The sequence below is a fragment of the Janthinobacterium algoris genome (assembly GCF_051380935.1).
Taxonomy (GTDB): Bacteria; Pseudomonadota; Gammaproteobacteria; order Burkholderiales; family Burkholderiaceae_D; genus Janthinobacterium.
On the sequence record NZ_JBNYXZ010000003.1, the window covers coordinates 84,238 to 106,641 of the forward strand.

Below are 22,404 nucleotides of genomic sequence, written 5' to 3' on the forward strand. Positions count from 1 at the left end.
ATTCAATCGTCCTATTTTATGGGATGGTGCAGCGAAAATTATCTGATATTCAGAATGATCGTAGCGCGCAACACTGTCAGGGTCAACCACTTTCCTCTCCATACCATGACCACCAGTTGCCCAGCTGTTCCTGTTCCCGTCTCCACGCCCGCGCTCGGCGATGCCCACCGCTGGAAAGTGCTGGCCGTGGGCGTGGCGGCCAATGCCAGCTTTTCCGCCGCCGCCAACGGCATGCCCACCACAGCCATCTGGCTGCGCAGCGGCTATCACCTGAGCAATACGCAACTAGGCGTGGCGCTGGGCGCCATGGGCCTGGGCGTGGCCCTGACCGAATTGCCGTGGGGCATGGCCACCGACCGCTGGGGCGACCGTCCCGTGCTGCTGACAGGCTTGCTAGGCACCATGCTGGCCTTGCTGTCCCTGCTGCTGTGGATCACGCCGCAGGATGGTAACGTGCCGCCCTTGTGGGCGCTGGCGGCCGGGCTGGCGCTGGTGGGCGTGCTGGGCGGTAGCGTGAATGGCGCCAGCGGTCGCGCCGTGATGCGCTGGTTCGGCACGGGCGAACGGGGTTTCGCCATGAGCATCCGCCAGACGGCCGTGCCGCTCGGTGGCGGCTTGGGTGCCCTCATCTTGCCCAGCCTGGCATCGCGCTTTGGCTTCATGCCCGTGTTTGGCGCCCTGGCCCTCGTATGCGGCCTGTCGGCGTTTTTTACATGGCGATGGATGCATGAACCCGATTTCTCTGCCGAGGCCGCCACGGACCCACAAAACGCGTCCATGGGCCTGTCCGGGGCCAAGCCGCCGCCACCGCTGCAAGGTCCCCTCAAGAACCGCAAAGTCTGGCGCATGGTGGCCGCCATCGGCCTGCTGTGCGTGCCGCAATTTGCCGTGCTCAGCTATGCCACCGTCTTCCTGCACGACCATGGCCACCTGGGCCTGGCCGCCATCACGGCGGTGATGGTAGCCCTGCAGGCGGGCGCCATGGTGATGCGCATCTGGAGCGGACGCCACACGGACCGCCACGCGAACCGGCCCGCCTACCTGCGCGGCTCGGCCCTGGTGGCGCTGGCCTCATTCGTCTTGTTGGGATGCATCGCCGGACTGGACGCGCCCGGCTGGCTGCTGATGGCCGCCGTGGTGGCTGCCGGCATCGCCGTGTCCGCCTGGCATGGCGTGGCCTACACGGAGCTGGCCACGGAAGCGGGCGGCGCCAATGCGGGCACGGCCCTGGGCATGGCAAATACGGCCGTCTACGTCGGGCTGTTCCTCACGCCGATGGCCATCCCGCACCTGCTGGCGGCCAGCAGTTGGCCCGTCGTGTGGTGGCTGGCGGGGCTGGTGGCGCTATGCACGTGGCCGCTGTTCCCCAAGACTTAAGGCAACGGCGAAATGCGATAGATACACCGCATGGCGTTCGTCAGCAAATGCTGTTCGCGCACGATGGTCGCGCCCGGCCCCACCACTTCCTGGAACAGCTGCAATTCGGAGCGGCAAAAGCCCTGGCAAGTGCGCGCGGCGGCGCAAATGGGGCAGTGGTCTTCGATCAGCAGCCAGTCGTTGCCATCGGCTTCCACGCGCGCCATGTAGCCCTCTTCATCGCGCACGGCCGCCAGTTGCTGCAAACGCGTGGGCAAGTCCGGCGCCGAGCATGCCAGCGCATACGCGCTGCGGCTTTCCTCTTCGCGCTGGGTAATGAGTTTATCCAGCCCCGCTTCGCCGAACAGCTGGCGCACCGAGCCGATCAGCTTGATCGTCAGCTGCGCATGCGTGTCGGGAAAGCGCGCATTGCCCGCTTCCGTCAAGACCCAGTTCTGGCGCGGCCGGCCAGCACCTGCCTGCGCTTCCTGGCGCCCCTCGATCAAGCCCGCCGCCACCAGCTTTTGCACTTGCTGACGCGCCGCCTCGCCCGTCATGTCCAGGGTCTTGGCCAGGGTGGCCGTGGAGACGGGTCCCTTGGTCTTGATGAAATATAGGATGCGCTCCGTCGTTTGCGGTGCCTCGCCATTATCCAAACGTTTACTTGTGTAATTCATTTCGCTCAACTATCATGGGGCCAGTTAACCAACTAATTGCTTGCATAATAGGCCGGTAGCTCCCCGCTGTCGAGGAGTTTCCACGTCCGCATGCAGGCAAGACACTTTTTGGACTGGAATCCCATGCAACTTCCGCACTCCATCTGGCTGTTTCACGCCATCCTCGCTACCGGCCTGGCCACCTGGCTCAGCCTGGCCGCGATGAACAATCTGCACGCCTTCCACGGCGCCGTCTGGGCCATCGGCAACACCATGCGCATGGACCCGCTGCGCCAGGACCCCACCATCCAGACGCCGCTGCTGCGTCGCGCCCTCACCTCATTGACCTTGCACCGGCTATCGCTGGGCGTGGTGCTGGCGCTGCAACTGCTGGCCGCCATCACCGCCTGGACGGGCGTGGTGCTGTTCTTTGGCGCCTCCCTGACGGCGGCGCTGCCTTGGCTGAACCTGGCCTTGTGCGCCATGGCCGCCTTTTTGCTGCTGATGCACCTGGGCGGCCTGTGGTTCGGCTACTGGATCGCCCAGGAAGGCTTGCAGACGACGCATTTGGTGCTGCTGCTGTGGACCTTGGGTTTGTTCTTTCTTTTCAACGCGCAGTGGACCTGATCAGCCTCCGCTGCGCCTCTTCTTTCCTGTTGTAAAGGACTTCATCATGAATACGAAACTCGTCGGCGCTTCCGCGCTGGCCATCACCCTGGCCGTCGCCGGTGCCGCGCTCTATCCGCGTGCCGACTCACATGCGGCCGATGCCGCCGCCTACCCCGCCACCAAGGTGGCCCTCGTGCCCGTCGTGCTGGGCACGCAGCAGCGTTTTTTTGCGGGCGTGGGTGAACTGGAAGCGGCGCGCCAGGTGCAGGTAGCGGCCGAAACGGGCGGGCGCATCACGCAGATCCGCTTCGCATCGGGACAGACCGTGGCAGCCGGCGCCATACTGGTGCAGCTCAATGACGCGCCGGAGCAGGCGGCCCTGCTGCGCCAGCGCGCGCAGCTGAAAAACGCGGAAAGCAGCCATGCCCGCACGGCGCAGATGGTCAAGGAAAAGGCCGCCACGCAGGAGCAATTGGATAGCGCATTGGCCGCGCGCGACGCGGCCCAGGGCGACGTGCGCCAGACGGAGGCGCTGATCGCGCAAAAGACCATCCGCGCACCGTTCGCCGGGCAGCTGGGCATTCGCAAAGTGCACGCGGGTCAGTACCTGAACGCGGCCGACACGGTGGCCAGTTTGATCGATACGCAGTCGCTGCTGGTGAACTTCGCCCTCGATGAACAGAGCAGTGCGAAGCTGGCGCCGGGCCAGGCCGTGCAAGTGCTGGTGGACGCCTATCCCGGCGAGGTTTTTACAGCCAGGATCAACGCCATCGATCCGCTGATCGCCCGCTCACGCATGGTGCAAGTGCAGGCAGCGCTGACAAATCCGCGGGGAGCGCTCAAGGCGGGCATGTACGCGAATGTGCGCGTGGCGCGCGAAGCGGGCCAGCAGCTGACGGTGCCGGAAACGGCCGTGACCTACAGCGCGTATGGCGACACGGTGTTTGTCGCGCAGCAGGAGGGCAAGCAGCCGCTCACCGTCAAGCGCGTGAGTGTCAAGCTGGGCGAGCGGGCCGGGGGTCGCGTGGCCATTCTTGACGGCTTGCGTGAAGGCCAGCGCGTGGTCGCCTCGGGCCAGCTGAAACTGGCCGACGGCATGGCCGTGCAGGCGGTGGCCAACACCCTGGACGAGGCCAAGCGCGCCGCGCCCAAGGCCGGTTCGTAAGGAGCACGCTACCATGAAATTTACCGACTTATTCGTGCGCCGCCCCGTGCTGGCGCTGGTGATCAGCACCCTGATTCTGATGCTGGGCGTGATCGCCATCAAGCAACTGCCGATACGCCAATATCCGATGCTCGAATCGTCCACCATCACCGTCACCACCAACTATCCGGGCGCCTCGGCGGAACTGATGCAGGGTTTTGTGACGCAGCCGATTGCGCAAGCCGTGTCGTCGGTGGAAGGCATCGACTACCTGACCTCGTCGTCGGTGCAAGGCAGCAGCACGGTGACCGTGCGCATGGAACTGAACCGCGATTCCACGCAGGCGTTGACGGAAGTCATGGCCAAGGTTAACCAGGTGCGCTACAAGCTGCCCGAAGGCGCCTTCGATCCTGTCATCGAGCGCTCGGCCGGCGATTCCTCGGCCGTCGCGTATGTCGGCTTTGCCAGCGAGAGCGTGTCGGCGCCCGCGCTGACGGACTACCTGGCGCGCGTGGTGCAGCCGATGTTCGCCACCATCGATGGCGTGGCGAAGGTCGACGTGTATGGCGGCCAGCAACTGGCCATGCGTTTGTGGATCGACCCGGCGAAACTGGCGGCGCGCGGCCTGACGGCGGCCGACGTGGCCGACGCCGTGCGGCGCAATAACTACCAGGCGGCGCCCGGCAAAGTGAAGGGACAATTCGTCGTCTCGAACATCAGCGTCAACACCGACCTGACCAGCGTGGCGGAATTCCGCGACATGGTCGTCAAGAAGGGCGGCGATGCAAAGGACAGCGCATCCCTCGTGCGCCTGAAGGACGTGGGCACGGTGGAACTGGGCGCGGCCGCGACGGAAACGAGCGGCATCATGGATGGCGTGCCAGCCGTGTACCTGGGCCTGTCACCCACGCCGGGCGGCAACCCGCTGGTGATTGTCGACGGCATCAAGAAACTGCTGCCGGAGATACAGAAAACCCTGCCGCCCGGCGTGAAAGTCGAGTTGGCATTCGAGACGGCGCGCTTTATCCAGTCGTCCATCGACGAAGTGGCGCACACCCTGCTCGAAGCGCTTGTGATTGTCTTCATCGTTATCTACCTGTGCATGGGTTCCTTGCGCTCGGTGCTGATTCCCGTCGTGACGATACCGCTGTCGATGCTGGGTGCGGCGGCGCTGATGCTGGCCTTCGGCTTCAGCATCAATCTGCTCACCCTGCTGGCAATGGTGCTGGCCGTGGGCCTGGTGGTCGATGACGCCATCGTCGTGGTGGAAAACGTGCACCGCCATATCGAGGAAGGCAAGACGCCCGTGGCGGCGGCCCTGGTGGGCGCGCGTGAAGTGGCCGGCCCCGTGATTGCCATGACGATCACCCTGGCGGCCGTGTATGCACCCATCGGCATGATGGGGGGTCTCACCGGCGCGCTGTTCAAGGAATTCGCGCTGACCCTGGCCGGCGCCGTGGTGGTGTCGGGCGTAGTGGCCTTGACCTTGTCGCCCGTGATGAGCTCCTTGCTGCTGCAGCCGAAACAATTGGAAGGGCGCATGGCGCGCGCCGCCGAGCATTTCTTCGAGGGCCTCACCAGCCGCTATGCGCGCCTGCTGGACCGCTCCTTGCACCACCGCTGGCTGAGCGCCGGGTTCGCCGCGCTGGTAATGGTCAGTCTGCCGTTTTTGTACCTGCTGCCGCAGCGCGAACTGGCGCCGGCGGAAGACCAGGCCAGCGTCTTGACGGCGATCAAGGCGCCGCAACACGCCAACCTCGATTACGTCGAGCGCTTCTCGTACAAGCTCGATGACATTTACAAAAATATTCCCGAAACGGCGTCGCGCTGGATCATCAATGGCGGCGAAGGCCCGGCATCGAGCATCGGCGGCATCAACCTCACGCCATGGGCCGAACGCTCGCGCAATGCAGCCGTCATCCAGGCAGAACTCCAGCACGCCGTGGGCGATGTGGAAGGCACCAGCATCTTCGCCTTCCAGCTGGCGCCCTTGCCGGGATCGAGCGGCGGCTTGCCCGTGCAGCTAGTCTTGCGCAGCGCGCAAGATTACGCCACCCTGTTCCGCACCATGGAAGACGTCAAGCAGCGCGCACGCGATAGCGGCTTGTTTGCCGTCGTCGACAGCGACCTCGATTACAACAACCCCGTGGTGAAAGTGCGCGTGGACCGCTCCAAGGCGAACAGCCTGGGTATCCAGATGCAGGATATCGGTGAATCGCTGGCCGTGCTGGTGGGCGAAAATTACCTGAACCGCTTTGGCATGGATGGCCGCGCGTATGACGTCATCGCGCAAAGCCCGCGCGAACAGCGGCTCACGGCGCAAGCCCTGACGCAGCAGTACGTGCGCGCCGACGATGGCAGCCTGCTGCCCCTGTCGGCCGTCGTGTCGGTGACGGAACAGATCGAGCCGAACATGCTGACACAGTTCAATCAGCAAAATGCGGCCACCTTTCAGGGCGTGCCGGCGCCGGGCGTAACCCTGGGCGATGCCGTGGCCTTCCTCGACGGTGTGGCGAAAACCCTGCCACCGGGCTTCAGCTACGACTGGCAATCGGACGCACGCCAGTTCGCCACGGAAGGCAATGCCCTGCTGCTGGCCTTCCTCGCGGCCGTCGTCGTGATTTACCTGGTGCTGGCGGCCCAGTATGAAAGCCTGACGGACCCTTTGATCATCCTGATCACGGTGCCCCTGTCGATTTGCGGCGCCCTGATTCCGCTGGCGCTGGGCTACGCCACCGTCAATATCTATACGCAGATCGGCCTCGTGACCCTGATCGGCTTGATCAGCAAACATGGCATCTTGATGGTGGAATTTGCCAACGAATTGCAGGTGCATGAACAGCTGGACCGCATCACGGCCATCCGCAAGGCGGCGCAAATCCGCTTGCGCCCCATTCTGATGACGACGGCCGCCATGGTGGTGGGCCTGGTACCGCTGCTGTTCGCTTCCGGCGCGGGCGCCAACAGCCGCTTCGGTCTGGGCGTGGTGATCGTTTCCGGCATGTTGATCGGCACCTTCTTCACCCTGTTCGTGCTGCCCACCGTGTACACCTTTTTGGCCCGCCGCCATACGGCCGACCATGCCACGCCGCGCGCGCGCGACCTGTCGCAGGCGCTGAAGGAATCCCTATGAAAAACTACCGCTTTCTTGTCTCCCTTTTCCCCCTGCTAGCCGGCTGCGTCGTCAGTCCCGCCTACGTCACGCCAGGCACGCCCGACGTCCATCTGGCCAGTCCGCAGCAAGCGCAATTCGCGCCCGGTGCGAGCGCCGTCAGCGAGACCGCCTGGTGGACATTTTTCGACGATGCGCGCCTGTCGCAACTGATCGCCAGCGCGCTCGAACACAACCTCGATATCGCGCAGGCGCAGGCGAACTTGCTGGCCGCGCGCGCCGTCTTCGACGAGCGCCGCCTCGATGAACTGCCTGCCGTCACCAGCCAGGCGGGATGGCAACGCCAGGTGCAGCAAAACACAGCCGATAGCCGCGCCGCCAGCGCCAGCACGCGCGTGGGCTTCGACGCGCAATGGGAAATCGACCTGTTCGGCCGCCTCGCCCATATCAGCCGCTCGGCGCAGGCGCGCGCCGACGCGGCGCAGGCGGATTTGCGGCAAGTGCAGTTGACGATAGCCGCCGATGTGGCGCGCAATTACTACGAGGCCCTGGGTTACCAGCAAAACCTGGCGCTGACGCAGGCGCAGGTGCAAAGCTGGCGCGATACGGTGGCCCTGATCGACGCGCGCATCCGCGCCGGCAGCGGCTTGCCGGAAGAACGCCACAACGCGCTGGCCAACCTGGCGCGCAGCGATGCGATGCTGCCTTCCTTGCAGGCGGGCCTGCGCCAGGCGCAGTATCGGCTCGATGTGCTGAGCGGCCAAGCGCCGGGCGCCATTTCGCTGGCGACCATGCCGCGCCAGGAAGCGCCGCTGGCGGGCCAGCTGCCGCTCGGCGACGTGAACCGCTTGATCAAGCAGCGTCCCGACGTGGTGCGCGCCGAGCGCCTGCTGGCAGCTTCCAGCGAAGACGTGGGGGCGGCCACGGCCGACCTGTATCCGCGCCTGAGCCTGGGTGGCTTTTTAGGCTTCTTTGCGCTGCGCGGCAGCGGCGTGTTCGATGGCGGCGCGCGCGCCTTCGAGGTAGCGCCCTCCGTCAGCTATCCAGCCTTCCGCCTGGGCAGCGTCAAGGCACGCTTGCGCGGCACGCAGGCGGAGGCGCAGGGCGCCCTGGCGCGCTATGCGCAAGCCATCCTGGTGGCGCAGGAAGACGTGGAAAACGCCGTCACGCAACTGGCGGAAAACCAGACGCGATTGGCTTCCTTTCTGAAATCGGCGCGCCACGGCAATGCCGCCCTCGATATCGCCAACACGCGCTATCAGAGCGGTTCCGGCAGTTACCAGGCGGTGCTGGAAAATCAGCGCGCCTTGTACGATATCCGGCGCGAAGCGTTGCAGGTGGAAACGGCGTCCTATATCGATGCGATCGCCCTGTACAAGGCGCTGGGATGGGGGCACACTATGTGAAATATCGAGGGCGATTTTACGGCGCAGCTGCACGTGGCGGCGCAGTACGCTGCGCTGTACGACCAGGCCGGCATGATGGTGCGCATCGATGCGGAAAACTGGATCAAATGCGGCGTCGAATTTTCCGATGGCCAGCTGCTGCTGAGCACCGTGCTGACGCTGGAGAAATCGGATTGGGCCGTCAGCCTTGCCCCTGCCATGCCCAATGGTTTCTGACTGCGCGTGACGGTGGAGCAGGGCGTGATCCGGGTGCAGTATTCGACCGATGGCCTGCGCTGGCCGCTGCTGCGCCTGGCGCCGTTTCCCGAGGCCAGCAACTACCGCGTGGGACCCATGTGCTGCACGCCGGAACGCGGTGGGCTGGAAGTGGTTTTTTCCCGCTTTTCCATCGCTCCGGCGCAACAAAAAGACTTGCATGATGTGAGCTAGATCAAGCCGCCCACGTCTCGTGCAAATGGCGCCAATGCAGCGTTCCAGCCGCTGTTTTTTCATACACGACGGTCGACAGGCGCTCGGTGCTGTCGCCGCCGGGCAGCGACTGGAACTCGCGGTAAGTTACGCTGGCGCCGGCGGCACTTTCCTGGATCAATGTCAGGTCGGTGATGCGCATGGCAAGGCCCGGACGGCTGCCGCCGGCTGCGCGGAAAAACTTTGTTAAGCCGGCGCCATCGAGCTGCTTGCCGCCCGGCGCCACCATCGTGAAATCGGGCGAGAAACGCGCCAGCAATTGGGCGCAGTTTTCCGCTGCCGCCGCTTCGCCAGAAAGCCAGTCGCGGATCAGCACATGCGTAGATAAAACGTCGTCAAAATAGGGATTCGTTGCATTCATTTTTTGCTTGCTCCATGGTGATGTAAAAGATCGAGAATGGCACGGTTATCGATGCGCAGGCACAGCGCCAAAGGCAGCACGCACGAGGCGGCTGCCAGCGCAAAACACCAGTGAAACACCTGCGCCGCGCGCGCATGCAGGGCAGGGTCGTCCAGGCTGCCGATGCCCTGCGCCGCCAGCAAGCCATTCAGTAGTACGCTAAGCAGCGCCACGCCCAGGCAAAATCCCAGTTGGCGGTTGATATTCCACACCGCGCTGGCCTGGCTCAATTGCGCGTCCGGCGTGCGCAAGTAGGCCGTGCTTTGCGCCGTGCTGCTGCACAAGCCGCCGCCAAAACCCATCACGGCATACGCGCCGGCCAGCCAGAACAGCTGACCTGCCGCATCCACCCGCAGCAGCATCAGCATGCCCGCCGCCTGCAACAGCGCGCCGGCGATGAACAGGGGTTGCGGACCCACGCGGCGGTAGCTTTTACCGGTCAGCGCAATGGCCGCAAACGAGGCCAGCGCCCACGGCAGCATCAGCGCACCCGCCGTCGACGCCGACATGCCCAGCACGCCCTGCAGGTACAGCATGGCCAGCAAGCTCACGCCCATGAATACACCCGGCACCAGCAGATACATCAACATGGCAATGCGCAGCAGGGGTTCGGCGGCCAGACGCAGGTTGAGCAGCGGCGTGGATTTGCGCAGCGCGCCGCGCACATAGCCCCATGCGCAGACGGCGCCCAGCGCCAGCAGACCGGCGCCAGCGGCCAGCTCGCCCGGCGTGCCCAGCATGCTCAAGCCCAGCAACAGCAGCAAAATCGCCGTGCTGCCCGCCAACAAGCCGCTCACGTCGAGGCGGGTAACGGTCGCGCGAGGCGGGTCGGGACGCAGCCAACAGGCGGCCAGCAGCAGCGCCAGCGCCGCAAACGGCACGTTCAGGTAGAAAATCCAGCGCCACGAGAGACTGTCGACGATCACGCCGCCCAAGGCGGGCGAGAGGGCGGGCGCCAGCAAGCCCACCAGCATGATGACGGAGGACAGGCCGGGGCGCTCGGCAGGCCGGTATAACTGGTAGGTCATGCTTTGCCCCAGCGGGATGAGCAAGCCGCCGCCCAGGCCCTGCACGCAGCGCCAGATAATCAGCGCCTCGGTCGACGGTGCCAGGCCGGCGCCGATGCTGGCGCATAAAAAAGTTAGCAACGATGCCATGAACACGGTTTTGCCGCCATAATAGGCAGCCAGCCAGGCGCTGGCCGGGATGACGATGGTCAGGCCGAGAATGTAGCCGGTGCTGATCCAGGCCAGCTGCGCCACCGAGGCGTGCAGGGCATGGCCGATGTCGGGGTAGGCGACGCTGGTGATGAACATGTTGATCAGGTCGACGAAAAACCCCAGCAGATAAATGGCCGCGACCTTTTTGCGATAGTCCATGGTGCTCCGAATGGCAAACGGCCAGCTTAAGCGCCCATCGCCATTTGCGTAACGGGCCAGCCCCGATTACACTGTCAAACAAATTTTGACAAAACCTTGCAACCGGCATTTCTTCTCACTGTTATCTATGATCAGTCTCGACCGCCTGGGTATTTTTATCGCCATCGTCGATGCCGGTTCGCTGACGGCGGCAGCCGCCGTGCTGGGCCAGAGCAAGGCCGTCGTCAGTTTTAACTTGAAACAGCTGGAGGCGGAGCTGGGCGTGTCGCTGCTCACGCGCAGCACGCGGAGCCTGGCGCTGACTGACGTGGGGCGGCGTTTTTACGAAGATTGCCAGCGTGTGCTGAGCGAAGCGCAGAGCGCCATCGAGACGGCGCGCCAGGGGCATCAGGGCTTGCGCGGCACGCTACGCCTGACCACCACCGTCGAATACGGCAGCCGCACGGTGATCCCCGCGATGATCGCCTTTGCCGCCGCCCATCCGCAGCTGCAAATCCAGCATTCCTCGTCGTCCTCGCATGAAGACCTCATTTCGGGCGGCTATGATCTGGCCATCCGCATGGGTTCACTCAACGATTCTAGCTACCGCGCTTCGCTGGTGGAGCGCTACGCCATCTGGCCCGTCGCCTCGCCCGCCTACCTGGCCAGCCTGCCCGGCAAGGACATCGCCACCTTGCCCGACTTGCAGCGCGCGCGCTGGCTGGCGCACAGCCGGCTCAGCACGCCGCTGCGCTGGGACGTGCAGACGCCGGACGGTCCCGCCGCCTTCACCGTGCAGGACGAGGCCGCCATCCATTCCGACTCCGCCTCGGCCCTGCTGGGCTTTGCCCTGGGTGGCTGCGGCGTGGCCCTGCTGCCGCAGTGGCAAGTAGAAGGGGAAGTGCGCGCGGGACGCCTGCGCCGCCTGCTGCCCGACGTCGTCTTTCCGCAGCAGGGCGTGTATGCCATGTATCCGAACACCCAGCATATTGCGGAAAAGGTGCGCGCCTTTATCGACTTTTTGCGCGCGTTCGTGGGCACGCCCGCCTGAGGTTTCACGTGGCGCCACGCTGCCCATATCACGTCGATAATACTTGTTGAATACAACGATTTCCAAGGGGCAAACGAGCGCCCTTTTTCTTGTGCACGGCCTACACTGACAGGACGTTGTTCACCGATTGGAGATCATCATGGCACACACATTGGCAGCAGTTTTCGTCCTGCGCGACATGGCCGAGCGCGCCCGGCACGACCTGATCACGGCTGGCTTTTCCGGCGCCAGCATCCGCCTGCACGATGCGGGCAGTGACGATATTTCCGCCACGGAAAACATCCGCCGCGACGACAGCGACAGCCTGCTCGACAACATCAAGCATTTCTTTACGGACCTGTTCGGCGGCCACGCCGACCGCCACATCTATGCGGAAGCCGTGCGGCGCGGGCATGTCGTGCTGACACTGGAAGGGGCCAGCGACGCCGATATCGAGCGCGCCACCGACATCGTCGAGCGCTACGCGCCGCTTGACATCGATGCGCACGCCGACCACTGGCGCGCGGGCGGCTGGCAAGGCATGCCGCAAAACGACAGCGCGATGCGCCAAGGCGCCAGCATGCAGTCAAGCGCATCATCGCAGCAAGGCACGCCCAGCGGCAACCTGAACGCGGCGGCAGCGGCGTCGCAGCAATTTGCGGGCGGCATGGCATCGCCGCCGTCCAATGCGGGCGCCAACGTGCGCCGCTATCCAAGCGCCGACAACCTGCCAGGCACCAACTACGACGACGAGCAGTATTACCGCAACCACTGGAGTAACCAGTATGCGTCCAGCGGCGGGCGCTTCGACGACTACGATCCCGCCTACCGCTATGGCCATTCGATGGCGGGCAGCGACAGCTATCGGGGGCAAAGCTGGGAAGAGGTCGAGCTTGAACTGCGCAGCACCTGGGAACACACGTATCCGCAGTCGGCATGGAACGACTTCAAGGCGGCCGTCAGGCATGGCTGGGAACGCGTGATGTCCTGACACGCGACGAGAGGGGGAAAACGCCCCCTCAGCGCCCCTCGTGCGTGAGCTGCAGGAAGTGGTTCAGAATATGAAAGTGGTCTTCGAAGAATTGCTCTTCCATGGCCGGCAGCGATGCCACGGGCACCCACTCGGCCAGCGCCGCATCGTCGGCCGCCGTCACGGCCGGCAGCTGGCGCGTCTTCAGGTCGAAATAATGCGCATGCGTGATGGTGCGGCCGCGCTGGCTGCGATCCGGGTGGTCGAACACGGCCACGCCGACCAGCGCCTCGACGAGGGTGGGCGCCAGCACGCCCAGCTGGGTTTCTTCCGCCAGTTCGCGCAGGGCGCCCTGCAGCAGGCGTTCGCGCGGTTCCAGGAAGCCACCGGGCAAGGCCCAGAGGCCCTTGCCCGGATAGCCACCGCGGCGCACGAGCAAGACGTGGCCGCCCGTCTGCACCAGCGCGTCCACGGTGCAAAAGATGGGCGCATATGGCGCCGTGCGCCAGCGCGCCTTGTAAGCCTCGATGGCGCGGTATTCCTGCACCAGCGGCGCGTACCACGGCAACAAGGTCCACGCTTTTAAATACTGGCCGATGGCCGCCGGTAGCAGCTGCGCCACGGCGCTCAGCGACACATCCACATCCTCAGCTTCAAACAGCACGTTGCGGATCGCCGTCGCGCCAATCGGTGAACCAGGATCGATCTCCAGATTGAGTAACTGCCAGTGCGGGAAGTGGTGCAGATAGTAGCTGGTGGCGTCCTTGAAGCAAGCCACCAGGGTGACGCGCTGCGCCGCGGGCACGGCGCCCGCCACGGCGCGCCGCACGGCATCGGCCCACAGGCCATCATCGTAATAATCGCGCACGGCCACGTAATGCACGCGCGCGCGCTGCGCCTCGGGCAGGGTGGCGGCGATCATGGCGGCCCGCTCCTGCCACGTAAACGGATTCTTCGGGCTGCGCGCATGGAAGGCGGAACCGAGCACCACCACCACCTGGGCGGCGGTGGCCAACGCCGTTTGCAGCAAGCCGGCATGGCCATTATGAAAAGGCTGGAAGCGGCCGATCAGGATGGCGGCGTCAGCGGAATAGGCAAGGGTCATGCGTCGTCTCCGGTGGGGTAGTGGGCGGCGATCGGCAATTGGCGCCCGCTGCCAAAGGCGCGCGAACGCACGCGGATGATGGGCGCCGCCTGGCGCCGCTTGTATTCGTTGCGGGCGACCATGCCAAGGATGCGCGTCACCAGCGCCCGACCCTCGTCCGTCTCGCGCAGCTGATCGACCAGGGTCAGCGCTTGCGCGCTTTCCTGTGCCGGCAGGCGCCGTCCCTCGATATGCCACTTCAAAATTTCATCGAGCACGGGATATGGCGGCAGGCTGTCGGTGTCGCGCTGGCCCGGCGCCAGCTCCGCCGACGGGGGTTTATCCAGCACGGCGAGAGGAATCAGTGCGCGCCCGGCGCTGGCGTTGAGATGGCGCGACAGGGCGAACACTTCGGTTTTATACAGGTCGCCGATCAGCCCCAGTCCCCCGTTCGTGTCGCCGTACAGGGTGCAGTAGCCAACCGAGATTTCACTCTTGTTGCCGGTGGTAAGCAGCAGGGCGCCGAAGGCATTCGAGTATTCCATCAATATGGTGCCGCGCACACGCGCCTGCAGGTTTTCCAACGGCAGTCCTTGCAGCTTGCCGTCGAAGGCGGCCGCGTAGCCGACTTCGTACTGCGCCACGATGTCGCGTATCGGGTGCGTGTACAGGGCAATGCCAAGGTTGGCGCACAGGGCGACGGAATCGGTGACGGAGCCGGCACTGGAAAAGACAGATGGCATGGTGATCGCCGCCACGTTGTCGGCACCCAGCGCTTCGACGGCCAAGGCCAGGGTCAGCGCCGAATCGATGCCGCCCGAGCAGCCGACGACAACTTTCGTGAAACGGCAACGGCGCGCGTAGTCTCGCAAACCCAGCACGATCTGACGCCGCGCAAACTCCACGGCGGAAATGCCGTCCGGGTCCGGCACGGGGAAAGGCTGGCCATCGGGCTGCGCGAAACGACCGTCGGCAAAGCGCAGCAATGGAAAATCCTCGACGAAGCGGGCCGCCTCGAACTGCACGCCCAGGCTGGGTGAGATGGCAAACGAGGCGCCGTCGAACACAAGTTGGTCCTGGCCCCCCACCTGGTTGACGAAGAGCAGGGGCAAGTTGACGCGCGCGCTGGCGGCGCCAAACACGGCGTGGCGCTGCGCGCGCTTGCCGATGTCAGACGGGCTGGCATTGATGCTGACGACCAGGTCGGGCCGCGCCGCGTGCAGTGCCTCGAAGGGGTTGACGGCGTAGGCGCGGCCGTCGTCGTTCCAGCCATCCTCGCAAATCATGAAGCCCACCTTGCAGCCGGCGATGGACATGGTGCAGGCACCGGGCGGGCCCGGCTCGAAATGGCGGCCCTCGTCGAAGATGCCATACGTCGGCAGCAGCTGCTTGTAGTATTCGGCCACGATGCGCCCGTCGCGGATGGCCAACAAGGCGTTATACAGCGGCTTGCCAACGCCGGGATTGGGCCGCGCCGTGCCGATGACGGTGACCAGCACCGGCCAGCGCGTCGATGCCTGCAGCAAGGTTTCCAGCGCCTGTTGCATGTCGCGCAGGAAGGCGGCATCCTCGAACAGGTCGCCCGGGTAATACGCGCACAGCGACAGTTCGGGGCACACCAGCAGGTCGGCGCCATCGCTGCTGGCGCGCTGCATGCGCGCGATGATGGTGGCGACATTGGCGTCGAAGTCGCCCACGGTGGGATTCAGCTGGGCGAGGGCGATGGTCAGCATGGTGATCCTTCATTGGTTACGCATAATGGTGGCACTTGAGACCACTATCCTGCCTGAAAAATTTTCTGAAGGTACTGATGCAATCGTGCAAGCCTGCCGATCAAGCAGCTACAAGGTCTTGAGCCAGGCCCGCAAGCGCGTACGTGCATTCGCATACGGCGACGAGGTATTGAACTGGATCATGCGTCCCATCGTGTAATGCGTGTACCAGGGTTGGCCATACAACTGCGCATCGTCGTGCGCCTCGATCAGCGCCAGCAGCTGGTTTTTCGCCTGTTCCAGGCGCTGCAGCAAGTCTTCCATGCCCAGTTCAGCATAGTCGGCATAGAAGCGTTGCGCCAGTGGACCCAGAGCGTTCCACGTGAAACCTTCGGCGGGAAAGGCGATGTCCTCGATGCGCTTGCCTTCGCGCAGCTGCGCGTGCCAGTGCAAGACCAGCTCGTTCCACCCCACCAGATACGCGAGCAGATCGCACACGCTCATGCGCGTGCCCTTCACTTGCCCCTCCAGCACGGGTGCGCGCGCCAAGGCCGGTGGCACGCGCGCCAGCTCCTGCGCCAGCTTGGCGTAGGTGGTGCTAATCGCCTCGACCAGTTCCTGCTTGCTGTTCGGGATCGCCATCACGCCGCCTTCACGACAGGCAAGCCGGCCGCCTGCCAGTCGTCGTAGCCGCTGCCGAGACGGCGCGCATGCAAGCCGTGCTGGCGCAAGACCGCCACCGCCTGCACGGACAGCACGCAATACGGGCCGCGGCAATACGCGGCGATGTCCTGGTTGGCAGGTAGCTCGGCAAGGCGGCGCTGCAAGTCTTCAAAGGGAATATTGATCGCACCGGGCAAATGGCCGGCAGCAAACTCCTGCGCGGGCCGCACGTCGAGCACGGTGATGCTGGCTTCCTGCATGCGTGAGAGCAGCTCCTCGCCCGTGATCGCTTCCACATGGTCACCCCGGCTCAGCGTCTGCAACTCGCTGCGCTGATGCTGCGCATACAGCGCCAGCGCATCGAGCAACTGCATGACAGGGCCGCTACCGAGCCGGTACAGCACGCGCTTACCGTCGCGCCGCGCCTGCACGAAGCCGGTGCGCCGCAACTGCTGCAAATGCTGGGAGGTATTCGCCACGGACAGGCCCGTCAACTCCACCAGTTGCTCCACCGCATACTCGCCCTGCGCGATTTGCTCGAGCAGGCGCAGACGCGGCGCGCTGCCCAAAATATGGGCAAACCCGGCGGAACCGGTGAGAAATTCGATGTCGGCATTTTTCATTGACACGATGCTAGCACCCTTATAACATTCAATCAACAAATTGAATGTTATAAGGGTTAGCGATGCAAATACTCTGGCTGGATGCCTTGGCGATCGGCGTGGGCGCGACGGCGGTGATGGATGTGTGGGCGATAGCGTTAAAGCGCTTCTGGTGCATTCCCTCGCTGAACTTTGCGATGGTGGGACGCTGGCTGGGCCATCTGCCACGCGGTACTTTGACGCATGCCAACATCGCCCAGGCGGCGCCCGTGCGCGATGAAGCGGTCATGGGCTGGAGCGCCCATTATGTGATCGGTGTGCTGTTTGCGGCCGTGCTGCTGGCGCTGGTGGAGCGGGAGTGGGTGCAACAGCCGACGTTCGCGCCGGCGCTGCTGGTGGGCCTCGTGAGCGTGGCCGCGCCGTTTTGCATCTTGCAGCCGGGCATGGGCGCTGGCGTCGCCGCCAGCAAGACATCGCATCCAGCCGCCGCCCGCCTGCGCAGCCTGATGGCCCACACGGCGTTCGGCATCGGCCTGTACCTGACGGCCCTGCTGTGGTCGACCGTGCGTTAAGACGTCAACGGCGGCACGGGTGCCGGCGCCGCAGTCGGTGTGGGTACCGCTGCAGAGATGGCCGGCGTCTCCGGCTGCGCCGGTACGCTGCTCAGCACCATCGTGCTGGGCTTGGCAATCGCGATATGCGCCTCGTCCAGGCGCTTGAGCAGCTCGAACAACAGGGCGCTGCGGATGCCTGCCGTCAGGCGCGGCGACGAGGCATAGCCGGTGGCGTTGAACAGCAACAAGCCATTGTCGATGCCGTCGAGCTGCACGCTGGGCGCCGGCGTGTCGAGCACGTCAGGATTGTCGACAAAGGTGGACAGGATCAGCGCGCGCGCCGCCTGCGCATCCGTGCCCAGCGGCAGCGGCAACTTGACCTGCACCAGGCCCAGGGGATTGGCGTGCGTGACGTTGCGCACCGTCTTGGTGATGAATTCCGAGTTCGGCACGATCACCGTGGAACGGTCGCCCAGTTGAATTTCCGTGGCGCGTACATTGATGCGGCGAATGTCGCCTTCCACGCCGCCCAGCGAGACCCAGTCGCCCACCTTGACGGGACGCTCGGCCAATAAAATCAGGCCGGAGACGAAGTTCTGCACCACCGCCTGCAAGCCAAAACCGATACCCACCGACAAGGCCGACGCCACCCATGCGATGCGTTCCAGGCCGATACCGGCCGCCGACAGGGCCAGCGCCACGGCCAGCACGCCGCCAATATAGCCAAACAGCGTGATGAACGACACTTGCATGCCAGAATCGAGATTGGTGGTCGGCAAATAACTGTTTTGCAGCCAGCGCTTGAACAGACCCAGCGCAACAAAGCCCACCACCAGCACCAGCAGGGCCTGGATCAGCGCGGCAGGGCGGATCGCCACCTCGCCGATGGCCAGGCCATCCTGTAGCTTGCCGACCCGCTGGAACAGCTCGCCCGGACCTTCGCCGAACGGCGCCAGCAGCAGCATCAGGGCCAGCAGCACGACGATGGCACGGCCGATGCCCGACAGCAGCACGGCCGCCTGGTCGCGCGCCTTGGGCGTGGCCAGCACGGGATTGACGGCGTCCGGCGGCGGCGGGGTGGATGCCAGCAGCATGCAGATATCGTCGACCAGCACCGTCAGCAGATAGGTGCTGCCCACCACCACGATGACCCAGGCGATTTGCTTGGCGATAAAACTGCCGAAGGCCACATAACCGACCAGCAAGCTGATGACGCTCGACGCCAGCGCCAACCACAGCAGCACCGTGACGCAGCGCAGCCACAGCGGCGTGATCAAGCTGGCGGGGTCGGCCTCGCGCAACAGGCGCCAGCAACGCTCGGCGCGCATCAAGCCATAGGCGATGGTCGTGCTCATCACCAGGGCGACGATGCAATTGACGGCCACTGCCGTCGACAGACCCGCATTGATGACGATGGTGACCCGTTCCGTGGCCCACACCAGCACTACGATGAAGGCAAACGTTGACGGAAAATGGCGCAAGCGGTGCGCCAGCGCATCAGGCAGGGGCAGCAAACGCCACGACACGCGCCAGGGCGACAGCAGCGCGTGGCCCAAGCCCGCCGTAAAACCGGCAAAACAGATGATGCCGATCAAGCTGCTGAGGAAAGTCGAAGTTTTTTCGGACAGGCCGCCATCCCAGCGCAGCCCCATGGCCAGCAATTCGGCCACCAAGCCCGGCGTGGCCAGCGCCAGCACCAGCACGGCTAGCGCATGCAAGGAGCGGCGCAAGCGGCCATGCGGCACGCGCGTGGCCGTCACCACCAGCAGATAGCGCGACACCCAGACGCTGGCGCCGATCACGGCCACGATGCCGGCCAGCAAACCGCCCCAGGCCGACCACGGCGTAGCGCGCGCGGCGTTGGCCAATTCCAGCTCCAGCGCTCGCAGGCGTTGCAGATTTTGCGGCAGTTCGCCATGCAGCTGTTTCCAGAAGGAACCGGCCAAGATCGATGCCGTGCGCTCACCCAGGCGCGCCTGCAACTGCGCGCGGCGCACCGTCGATACTTGCTCGGACGCCTGCGTCGCTTCCACGGCCAGCAATCGCGCCAGCTTCACCTGCGCATCGAGCGCGCTGCTGGTGCGGTCCAGCTGGCTGCGTTGCGCTGCCACGTCAGGGGCATCTTTCGTGCCCGCCGCCGGCTTGCCCAGCTCGGCCAGCCGCGCCTGCACGCTGGAAAGCGTGGGCGCGAGCGCCTCGGCCACCTTGTCCGCCTCGGCGCTGGCCGCCAGCGCATCGGCGCGCATCTGCGACAGGGTCGCATCATCGAGATCGGCCTCGCCATCGAGCGCCTTCTGAATGGTCGTGATCTGCTTGCGCAAGCCATCGAGGCGCTGATCGGCCGTGGCCGCATCATCGACGGGCTGCGACCAGGCCGGCGGCGCAGATAGCGAGCACGCCAGCAGCAAGGTCAATAGCAGCGGTAATAGCCAGCCACGCCAACGGTGGTGCGCAGAAAAAGAATGGGGGGTACGGAATGAAATCATGCGGTCCTATCGGCCAGGTCAATACGGGTGAAAGCGAGACAGCATCGCGCCAGCAGGCGCAGCGGCAAAAAGCAGCGGCGGCCGGCACCGGGGCGATGGGTATTACGGGAGTTGCTGAACTGTACGGCAAACAGCGACAGCCTAGCGCACTCCTGCGATAGATGGCGGAAATTTTCGTGCGGCAAGGAATTAGGGCATATAGGTGAACATAAAGTTGAATTTAGAATGATTCAATTCAATTTTATGTTTATATATTATGCGCAGTTCTTGCGTCTGTCGGGCAACGGTGAGCGCTGGGGTGCGCTAACCGTGGGTGACACGCCCAAACCGAACATTGCCAAGCTGGCTAGTCCCAGGCTGCATCACCTTGACGCGCTGGTGCAGGAACTGTTGGCCATCGCTAAAAGCCGGCCGACACTCAATGCGTCCTTGCGCAAGCGCCTGTTCGCCGACACGCGCCACCATCCATTGACGGCCGAACGCAGCGTGGTGCGCATCCTGCGCTACGACCTGCGCGGCACGCGGCGCAGCATGACGGTCAGCGCCGCCTCGCTGCTGCTGGTGCGCATCGCGGATGGTTTTACGCAAGTGGCGCCACTACTGAACGAAGCCTTGCGGGCACGGATGGCGGAGCGCTTGCGGGTGATGCTGGCGGTGTTGGGCAAGACGCAGGCAGAAAACGAGTTGTAAAGTACCGCTACTCACCTGTTCGGTATGTCACCCGCCTGCTAGGTTGAGAGTTCTCCTCGGATGATTTCTGCGCCTGCACTGAGCGCATGTAATTTGCCTCTGGCTACGCGACGAGCCAGGGGCGCCATGCCACAGTTGGTACTCGGATAGAGCTTGTCTGCATCGACAAACCGCAGCGCTTTGCGCAGGGTGTTGGCGACTTCCTCCGGCGTTTCAATGGTATTGCTTGCCACGTCAATGGCCCCGACCATCACTTTTTTGCCACGAATGAGTTCAATCAGGTCCATTGGAACACGCGAGTTGTGGCATTCCAGCGAGATGATATCGATATTCGATTGCTGCAGCTTGGGAAAGGATTCTTCGTATTGCCGCCACTCGGACCCCAGCGTATTTTTCCAGTCAGTATTGGCTTTGATACCGTAGCCATAGCAAATATGGACGGCAGTTTCGCATTTGAGCCCTTCAATCGCCCTTTCCAGGGTAGCAATCCCCCAATCATTCACCTCATCAAAGAAAACATTGAATGCGGGTTCGTCAAACTGAATGATGTCGACCCCGGCAGCCTCTAATTCTTTGGCTTCCTGATTGAGAATTTTAGCGAATTCCCAGGCCAGTTTTTCGCGGCTCTTGTAGTGGCTATCATACAGCGTATCAATCATCGTCATCGGACCTGGCAAGGCCCATTTGATCGGTTGCGTGGTTTGCCGACGTAAAAACTTGGCGTCTTCGACAAAAACCGGCTTTGGGCGACTCACCGCGCCAACGACGGTCGGCACACTCGCATCATAGCGATCACGAATTCTGACGGTCTCGCGTTTGTCAAAATCGACTCCGCTCAGGTGCTCGATAAACGTGGTGACGAAATGCTGGCGGGTCTGCTCGCCATCGCTGACGATATCGATGCCTGCGTGCTGCTGTTCCTGCAGGGACAAACGTAAAGCATCTTGTTTGCCCTCGATCAATTCCTCGTCCTGCAATTTCCATGGCGACCACAGCTTTTCAGGTTGGGCAAGCCAGGAAGGTTTGGGCAAGCTGCCGGCAGTGGAAGTCGGTAATAATTTTTTCATGATGGTGATTTCGTGTATTTTTGTTAGTTAGAGAGCGTGGTGGCAGTCCATTGTTCAAGAACATTTTTATATGGCTTGATGAAGTGCTCTTCCGTATATTTTCCCTGCTTGACAGCCAGCTGGCTGCGCTCTTCCCGGTCGTAGACAATCTGCGTCAATGAATAATCCTGATTCTTCAGGCTGGGCTGATACGACTTGCCTGCCGCCGAATTGGCATTGTAAATTTCGGGCCGGTAAATCTTCTGGAATGTTTCCATCGTGCTGATGGTGGCGATCAGTTCAAGATTGGTATAGTCGTCCAGCAGGTCGCCGATAAAATAAAACGCCAGCGGCGCGGCGCTATCCGGCGGCATGAAGTAGCGAACTTGCATCCCCATTTTTTCAAAATATTGATCGGTGGAGGAAAACTCGTTTTGTTGATACTCGACACCCAATACGGGATGCTGATTTCCGGTCCGCTGATAGGTCTTGCTGCTCGATGCACTGAGACAGATGACCGGCGGCTTGTTGAAGCGCTTTTTGTAAGTATTTGATCTTACAAAGTGCTTGAACAGCTTGCCATGAAAATCGCCGAAATCATCTGGTGCACTGAATGCAGATTTATTATTGTTGTGCTCTGCCAGCACTACGCTGAAGTCGTAATCGCGCACGTAAGAGGAGAAGTTATTGCCTGCAATCCCATCGATGCGTGCCCCGGTTTTTTTGTCGATGATGGTCGGTTTCAGTATCTCGATCAATGGAATATTGCCGCCTTTGACATCAATATTCAACTCCACGGAAATGATTTCAAGCTCTACGGAGTAGCGATCGCCTTTCGGGTTGTCCCAATGCGCCAGGTTGTTGAAACGGTTGTCTATCATCCTCAGGGTATTGCGCAGGTTTTCCTGGCGGCTGTTTCCCCGGGCCAGATTGGCAAAGTTGGTCGTCAGGCGCGTATTGTCGGCCGGATGATAGTTTTCATCGAAAACAATACTCTTGATGCTGAATATAAAATCTTTGCTCATGGTGATCTGGTGTCCTGATTTCTGCGAAAAAAT

19 protein-coding genes and 1 pseudogene are annotated in these 22,404 nt (G+C 63.3%); 10 read left to right on the forward strand and 10 right to left on the reverse strand.

Features of this window, described 5'->3' with window-relative positions:
• The first annotated feature begins 105 nt into the window (after positions 1-105).
• A complete protein-coding gene (locus tag ACQ4W7_RS05330; RefSeq protein WP_436528988.1) occupies positions 106-1,377 on the forward strand; it encodes an MFS transporter in 1,272 nt (423 codons plus the stop codon).
• Here the strand turns inward: ACQ4W7_RS05330 and ACQ4W7_RS05335 are convergent.
• Complete coding sequence (locus tag ACQ4W7_RS05335; RefSeq protein WP_436528990.1) at positions 1,374-2,033, reverse strand: helix-turn-helix transcriptional regulator; 660 nt, start codon at positions 2,031-2,033, stop codon at positions 1,374-1,376. The genes ACQ4W7_RS05330 and ACQ4W7_RS05335 overlap by 4 nt on opposite strands.
• 123 nt (positions 2,034-2,156) lie before the next feature.
• On the opposite strand from ACQ4W7_RS05335, the gene ACQ4W7_RS05340 reads away from it, so the two are divergent.
• From ACQ4W7_RS05340 to ACQ4W7_RS05360, 5 genes and pseudogenes are all read left to right on the forward strand, one after another.
• A complete protein-coding gene (locus ACQ4W7_RS05340) occupies positions 2,157-2,639 on the forward strand; it encodes a DUF2165 family protein (RefSeq protein WP_436528992.1) in 483 nt (160 codons plus the stop codon).
• Positions 2,640-2,685: 46 nt separating this feature from the next.
• Entirely contained in the window at positions 2,686-3,786 is a 1,101-nt protein-coding gene (locus tag ACQ4W7_RS05345; RefSeq protein ID WP_426074743.1) for an efflux RND transporter periplasmic adaptor subunit, read from the forward strand.
• A gap of 13 nt (positions 3,787-3,799) precedes the next feature.
• Positions 3,800-6,898 (forward strand): MexW/MexI family multidrug efflux RND transporter permease subunit, encoded by a 3,099-nt coding sequence (locus tag ACQ4W7_RS05350; RefSeq protein WP_436528994.1) that lies wholly within the window; start codon positions 3,800-3,802, stop codon positions 6,896-6,898.
• Complete coding sequence (locus ACQ4W7_RS05355) at positions 6,895-8,283, forward strand: efflux transporter outer membrane subunit (RefSeq protein WP_436528996.1); 1,389 nt, start codon at positions 6,895-6,897, stop codon at positions 8,281-8,283. The genes ACQ4W7_RS05350 and ACQ4W7_RS05355 overlap by 4 nt, the downstream gene beginning before the upstream one ends.
• Positions 8,284-8,286: 3 nt before the next feature.
• Positions 8,287-8,712, forward strand: a pseudogene (locus tag ACQ4W7_RS05360) (DUF1349 domain-containing protein).
• A gap of 1 nt (position 8,713) precedes the next feature.
• Here ACQ4W7_RS05360 and ACQ4W7_RS05365 read toward each other — a convergent pair.
• Together ACQ4W7_RS05365 and ACQ4W7_RS05370 are read right to left on the reverse strand one after the other, a co-directional pair.
• The gene (locus ACQ4W7_RS05365) at positions 8,714-9,112 is read right to left on the reverse strand and encodes a DUF4440 domain-containing protein (protein ID WP_436528998.1); all 399 of its coding nucleotides are present in this window, start codon (positions 9,110-9,112) and stop codon (positions 8,714-8,716) included.
• A complete protein-coding gene (locus tag ACQ4W7_RS05370) occupies positions 9,109-10,530 on the reverse strand; it encodes an MFS transporter (protein WP_436528999.1) in 1,422 nt (473 codons plus the stop codon). The genes ACQ4W7_RS05365 and ACQ4W7_RS05370 overlap by 4 nt, the downstream gene beginning before the upstream one ends.
• A gap of 127 nt (positions 10,531-10,657) precedes the next feature.
• Between ACQ4W7_RS05370 and ACQ4W7_RS05375 the strand changes: the two genes are divergently transcribed.
• A complete protein-coding gene (locus ACQ4W7_RS05375) occupies positions 10,658-11,560 on the forward strand; it encodes a LysR family transcriptional regulator (protein WP_436529000.1) in 903 nt (300 codons plus the stop codon).
• 139 nt (positions 11,561-11,699) lie between these two features.
• A complete protein-coding gene (locus tag ACQ4W7_RS05380) occupies positions 11,700-12,530 on the forward strand; it encodes a hypothetical protein (RefSeq protein ID WP_426074749.1) in 831 nt (276 codons plus the stop codon).
• Positions 12,531-12,558: 28 nt separating this feature from the next.
• On the opposite strand, the gene ACQ4W7_RS05385 is transcribed toward ACQ4W7_RS05380, so the two are convergent.
• From ACQ4W7_RS05385 to ACQ4W7_RS05400, 4 genes are all read right to left on the reverse strand, one after another.
• A complete protein-coding gene (locus ACQ4W7_RS05385; protein WP_426074750.1) occupies positions 12,559-13,614 on the reverse strand; it encodes a bifunctional nicotinamide-nucleotide adenylyltransferase/Nudix hydroxylase in 1,056 nt (351 codons plus the stop codon).
• On the reverse strand, positions 13,611-15,326 hold the full coding sequence (locus tag ACQ4W7_RS05390) for an NAD+ synthase (RefSeq protein WP_436529003.1): 1,716 nt from the start codon (positions 15,324-15,326) through the stop codon (positions 13,611-13,613). Before ACQ4W7_RS05390 ends, ACQ4W7_RS05385 begins: the two co-directional genes overlap by 4 nt.
• Positions 15,327-15,434: 108 nt before the next feature.
• Entirely contained in the window at positions 15,435-15,947 is a 513-nt protein-coding gene (locus tag ACQ4W7_RS05395; RefSeq protein WP_436529005.1) for a ClbS/DfsB family four-helix bundle protein, read from the reverse strand.
• On the reverse strand, positions 15,947-16,591 hold the full coding sequence (locus ACQ4W7_RS05400) for an ArsR/SmtB family transcription factor (protein WP_436529007.1): 645 nt from the start codon (positions 16,589-16,591) through the stop codon (positions 15,947-15,949). Before ACQ4W7_RS05400 ends, ACQ4W7_RS05395 begins: the two co-directional genes overlap by 1 nt.
• A gap of 62 nt (positions 16,592-16,653) precedes the next feature.
• Between ACQ4W7_RS05400 and ACQ4W7_RS05405 the strand changes: the two genes are divergently transcribed.
• The gene (locus ACQ4W7_RS05405) at positions 16,654-17,142 is read left to right on the forward strand and encodes a DUF2938 domain-containing protein (RefSeq protein ID WP_436529009.1); all 489 of its coding nucleotides are present in this window, start codon (positions 16,654-16,656) and stop codon (positions 17,140-17,142) included.
• On the opposite strand, the gene ACQ4W7_RS05410 is transcribed toward ACQ4W7_RS05405, so the two are convergent.
• Positions 17,139-19,610 carry a DUF3772 domain-containing protein gene (locus ACQ4W7_RS05410; RefSeq protein WP_436529011.1) on the reverse strand — a complete coding sequence of 824 codons (2,472 nt, stop codon included), beginning with the start codon at positions 19,608-19,610 and terminating at the stop codon, positions 17,139-17,141. The two genes, ACQ4W7_RS05405 and ACQ4W7_RS05410, sit on opposite strands and share 4 nt — an antisense overlap.
• 243 nt (positions 19,611-19,853) lie before the next feature.
• Here ACQ4W7_RS05410 and ACQ4W7_RS05415 point away from each other — a divergent pair, with 243 nt between their 5' ends.
• Complete coding sequence (locus tag ACQ4W7_RS05415) at positions 19,854-20,300, forward strand: hypothetical protein (RefSeq protein WP_436529013.1); 447 nt, start codon at positions 19,854-19,856, stop codon at positions 20,298-20,300.
• Between the two features lie 38 nt (positions 20,301-20,338).
• Here the strand turns inward: ACQ4W7_RS05415 and ACQ4W7_RS05420 are convergent, their stop codons facing one another.
• Together ACQ4W7_RS05420 and ACQ4W7_RS05425 are read right to left on the reverse strand one after the other, a co-directional pair.
• The gene (locus ACQ4W7_RS05420) at positions 20,339-21,367 is read right to left on the reverse strand and encodes a methionine synthase (RefSeq protein ID WP_436529015.1); all 1,029 of its coding nucleotides are present in this window, start codon (positions 21,365-21,367) and stop codon (positions 20,339-20,341) included.
• A 23-nt stretch (positions 21,368-21,390) separates the two neighbouring features.
• Positions 21,391-22,371: a DUF1852 domain-containing protein gene (locus tag ACQ4W7_RS05425; RefSeq protein WP_436529017.1), complete on the reverse strand. Its 981-nt coding sequence runs from the start codon at positions 22,369-22,371 to the stop codon at positions 21,391-21,393.
• Between the last annotated feature and the right edge of the window lie 33 nt (positions 22,372-22,404).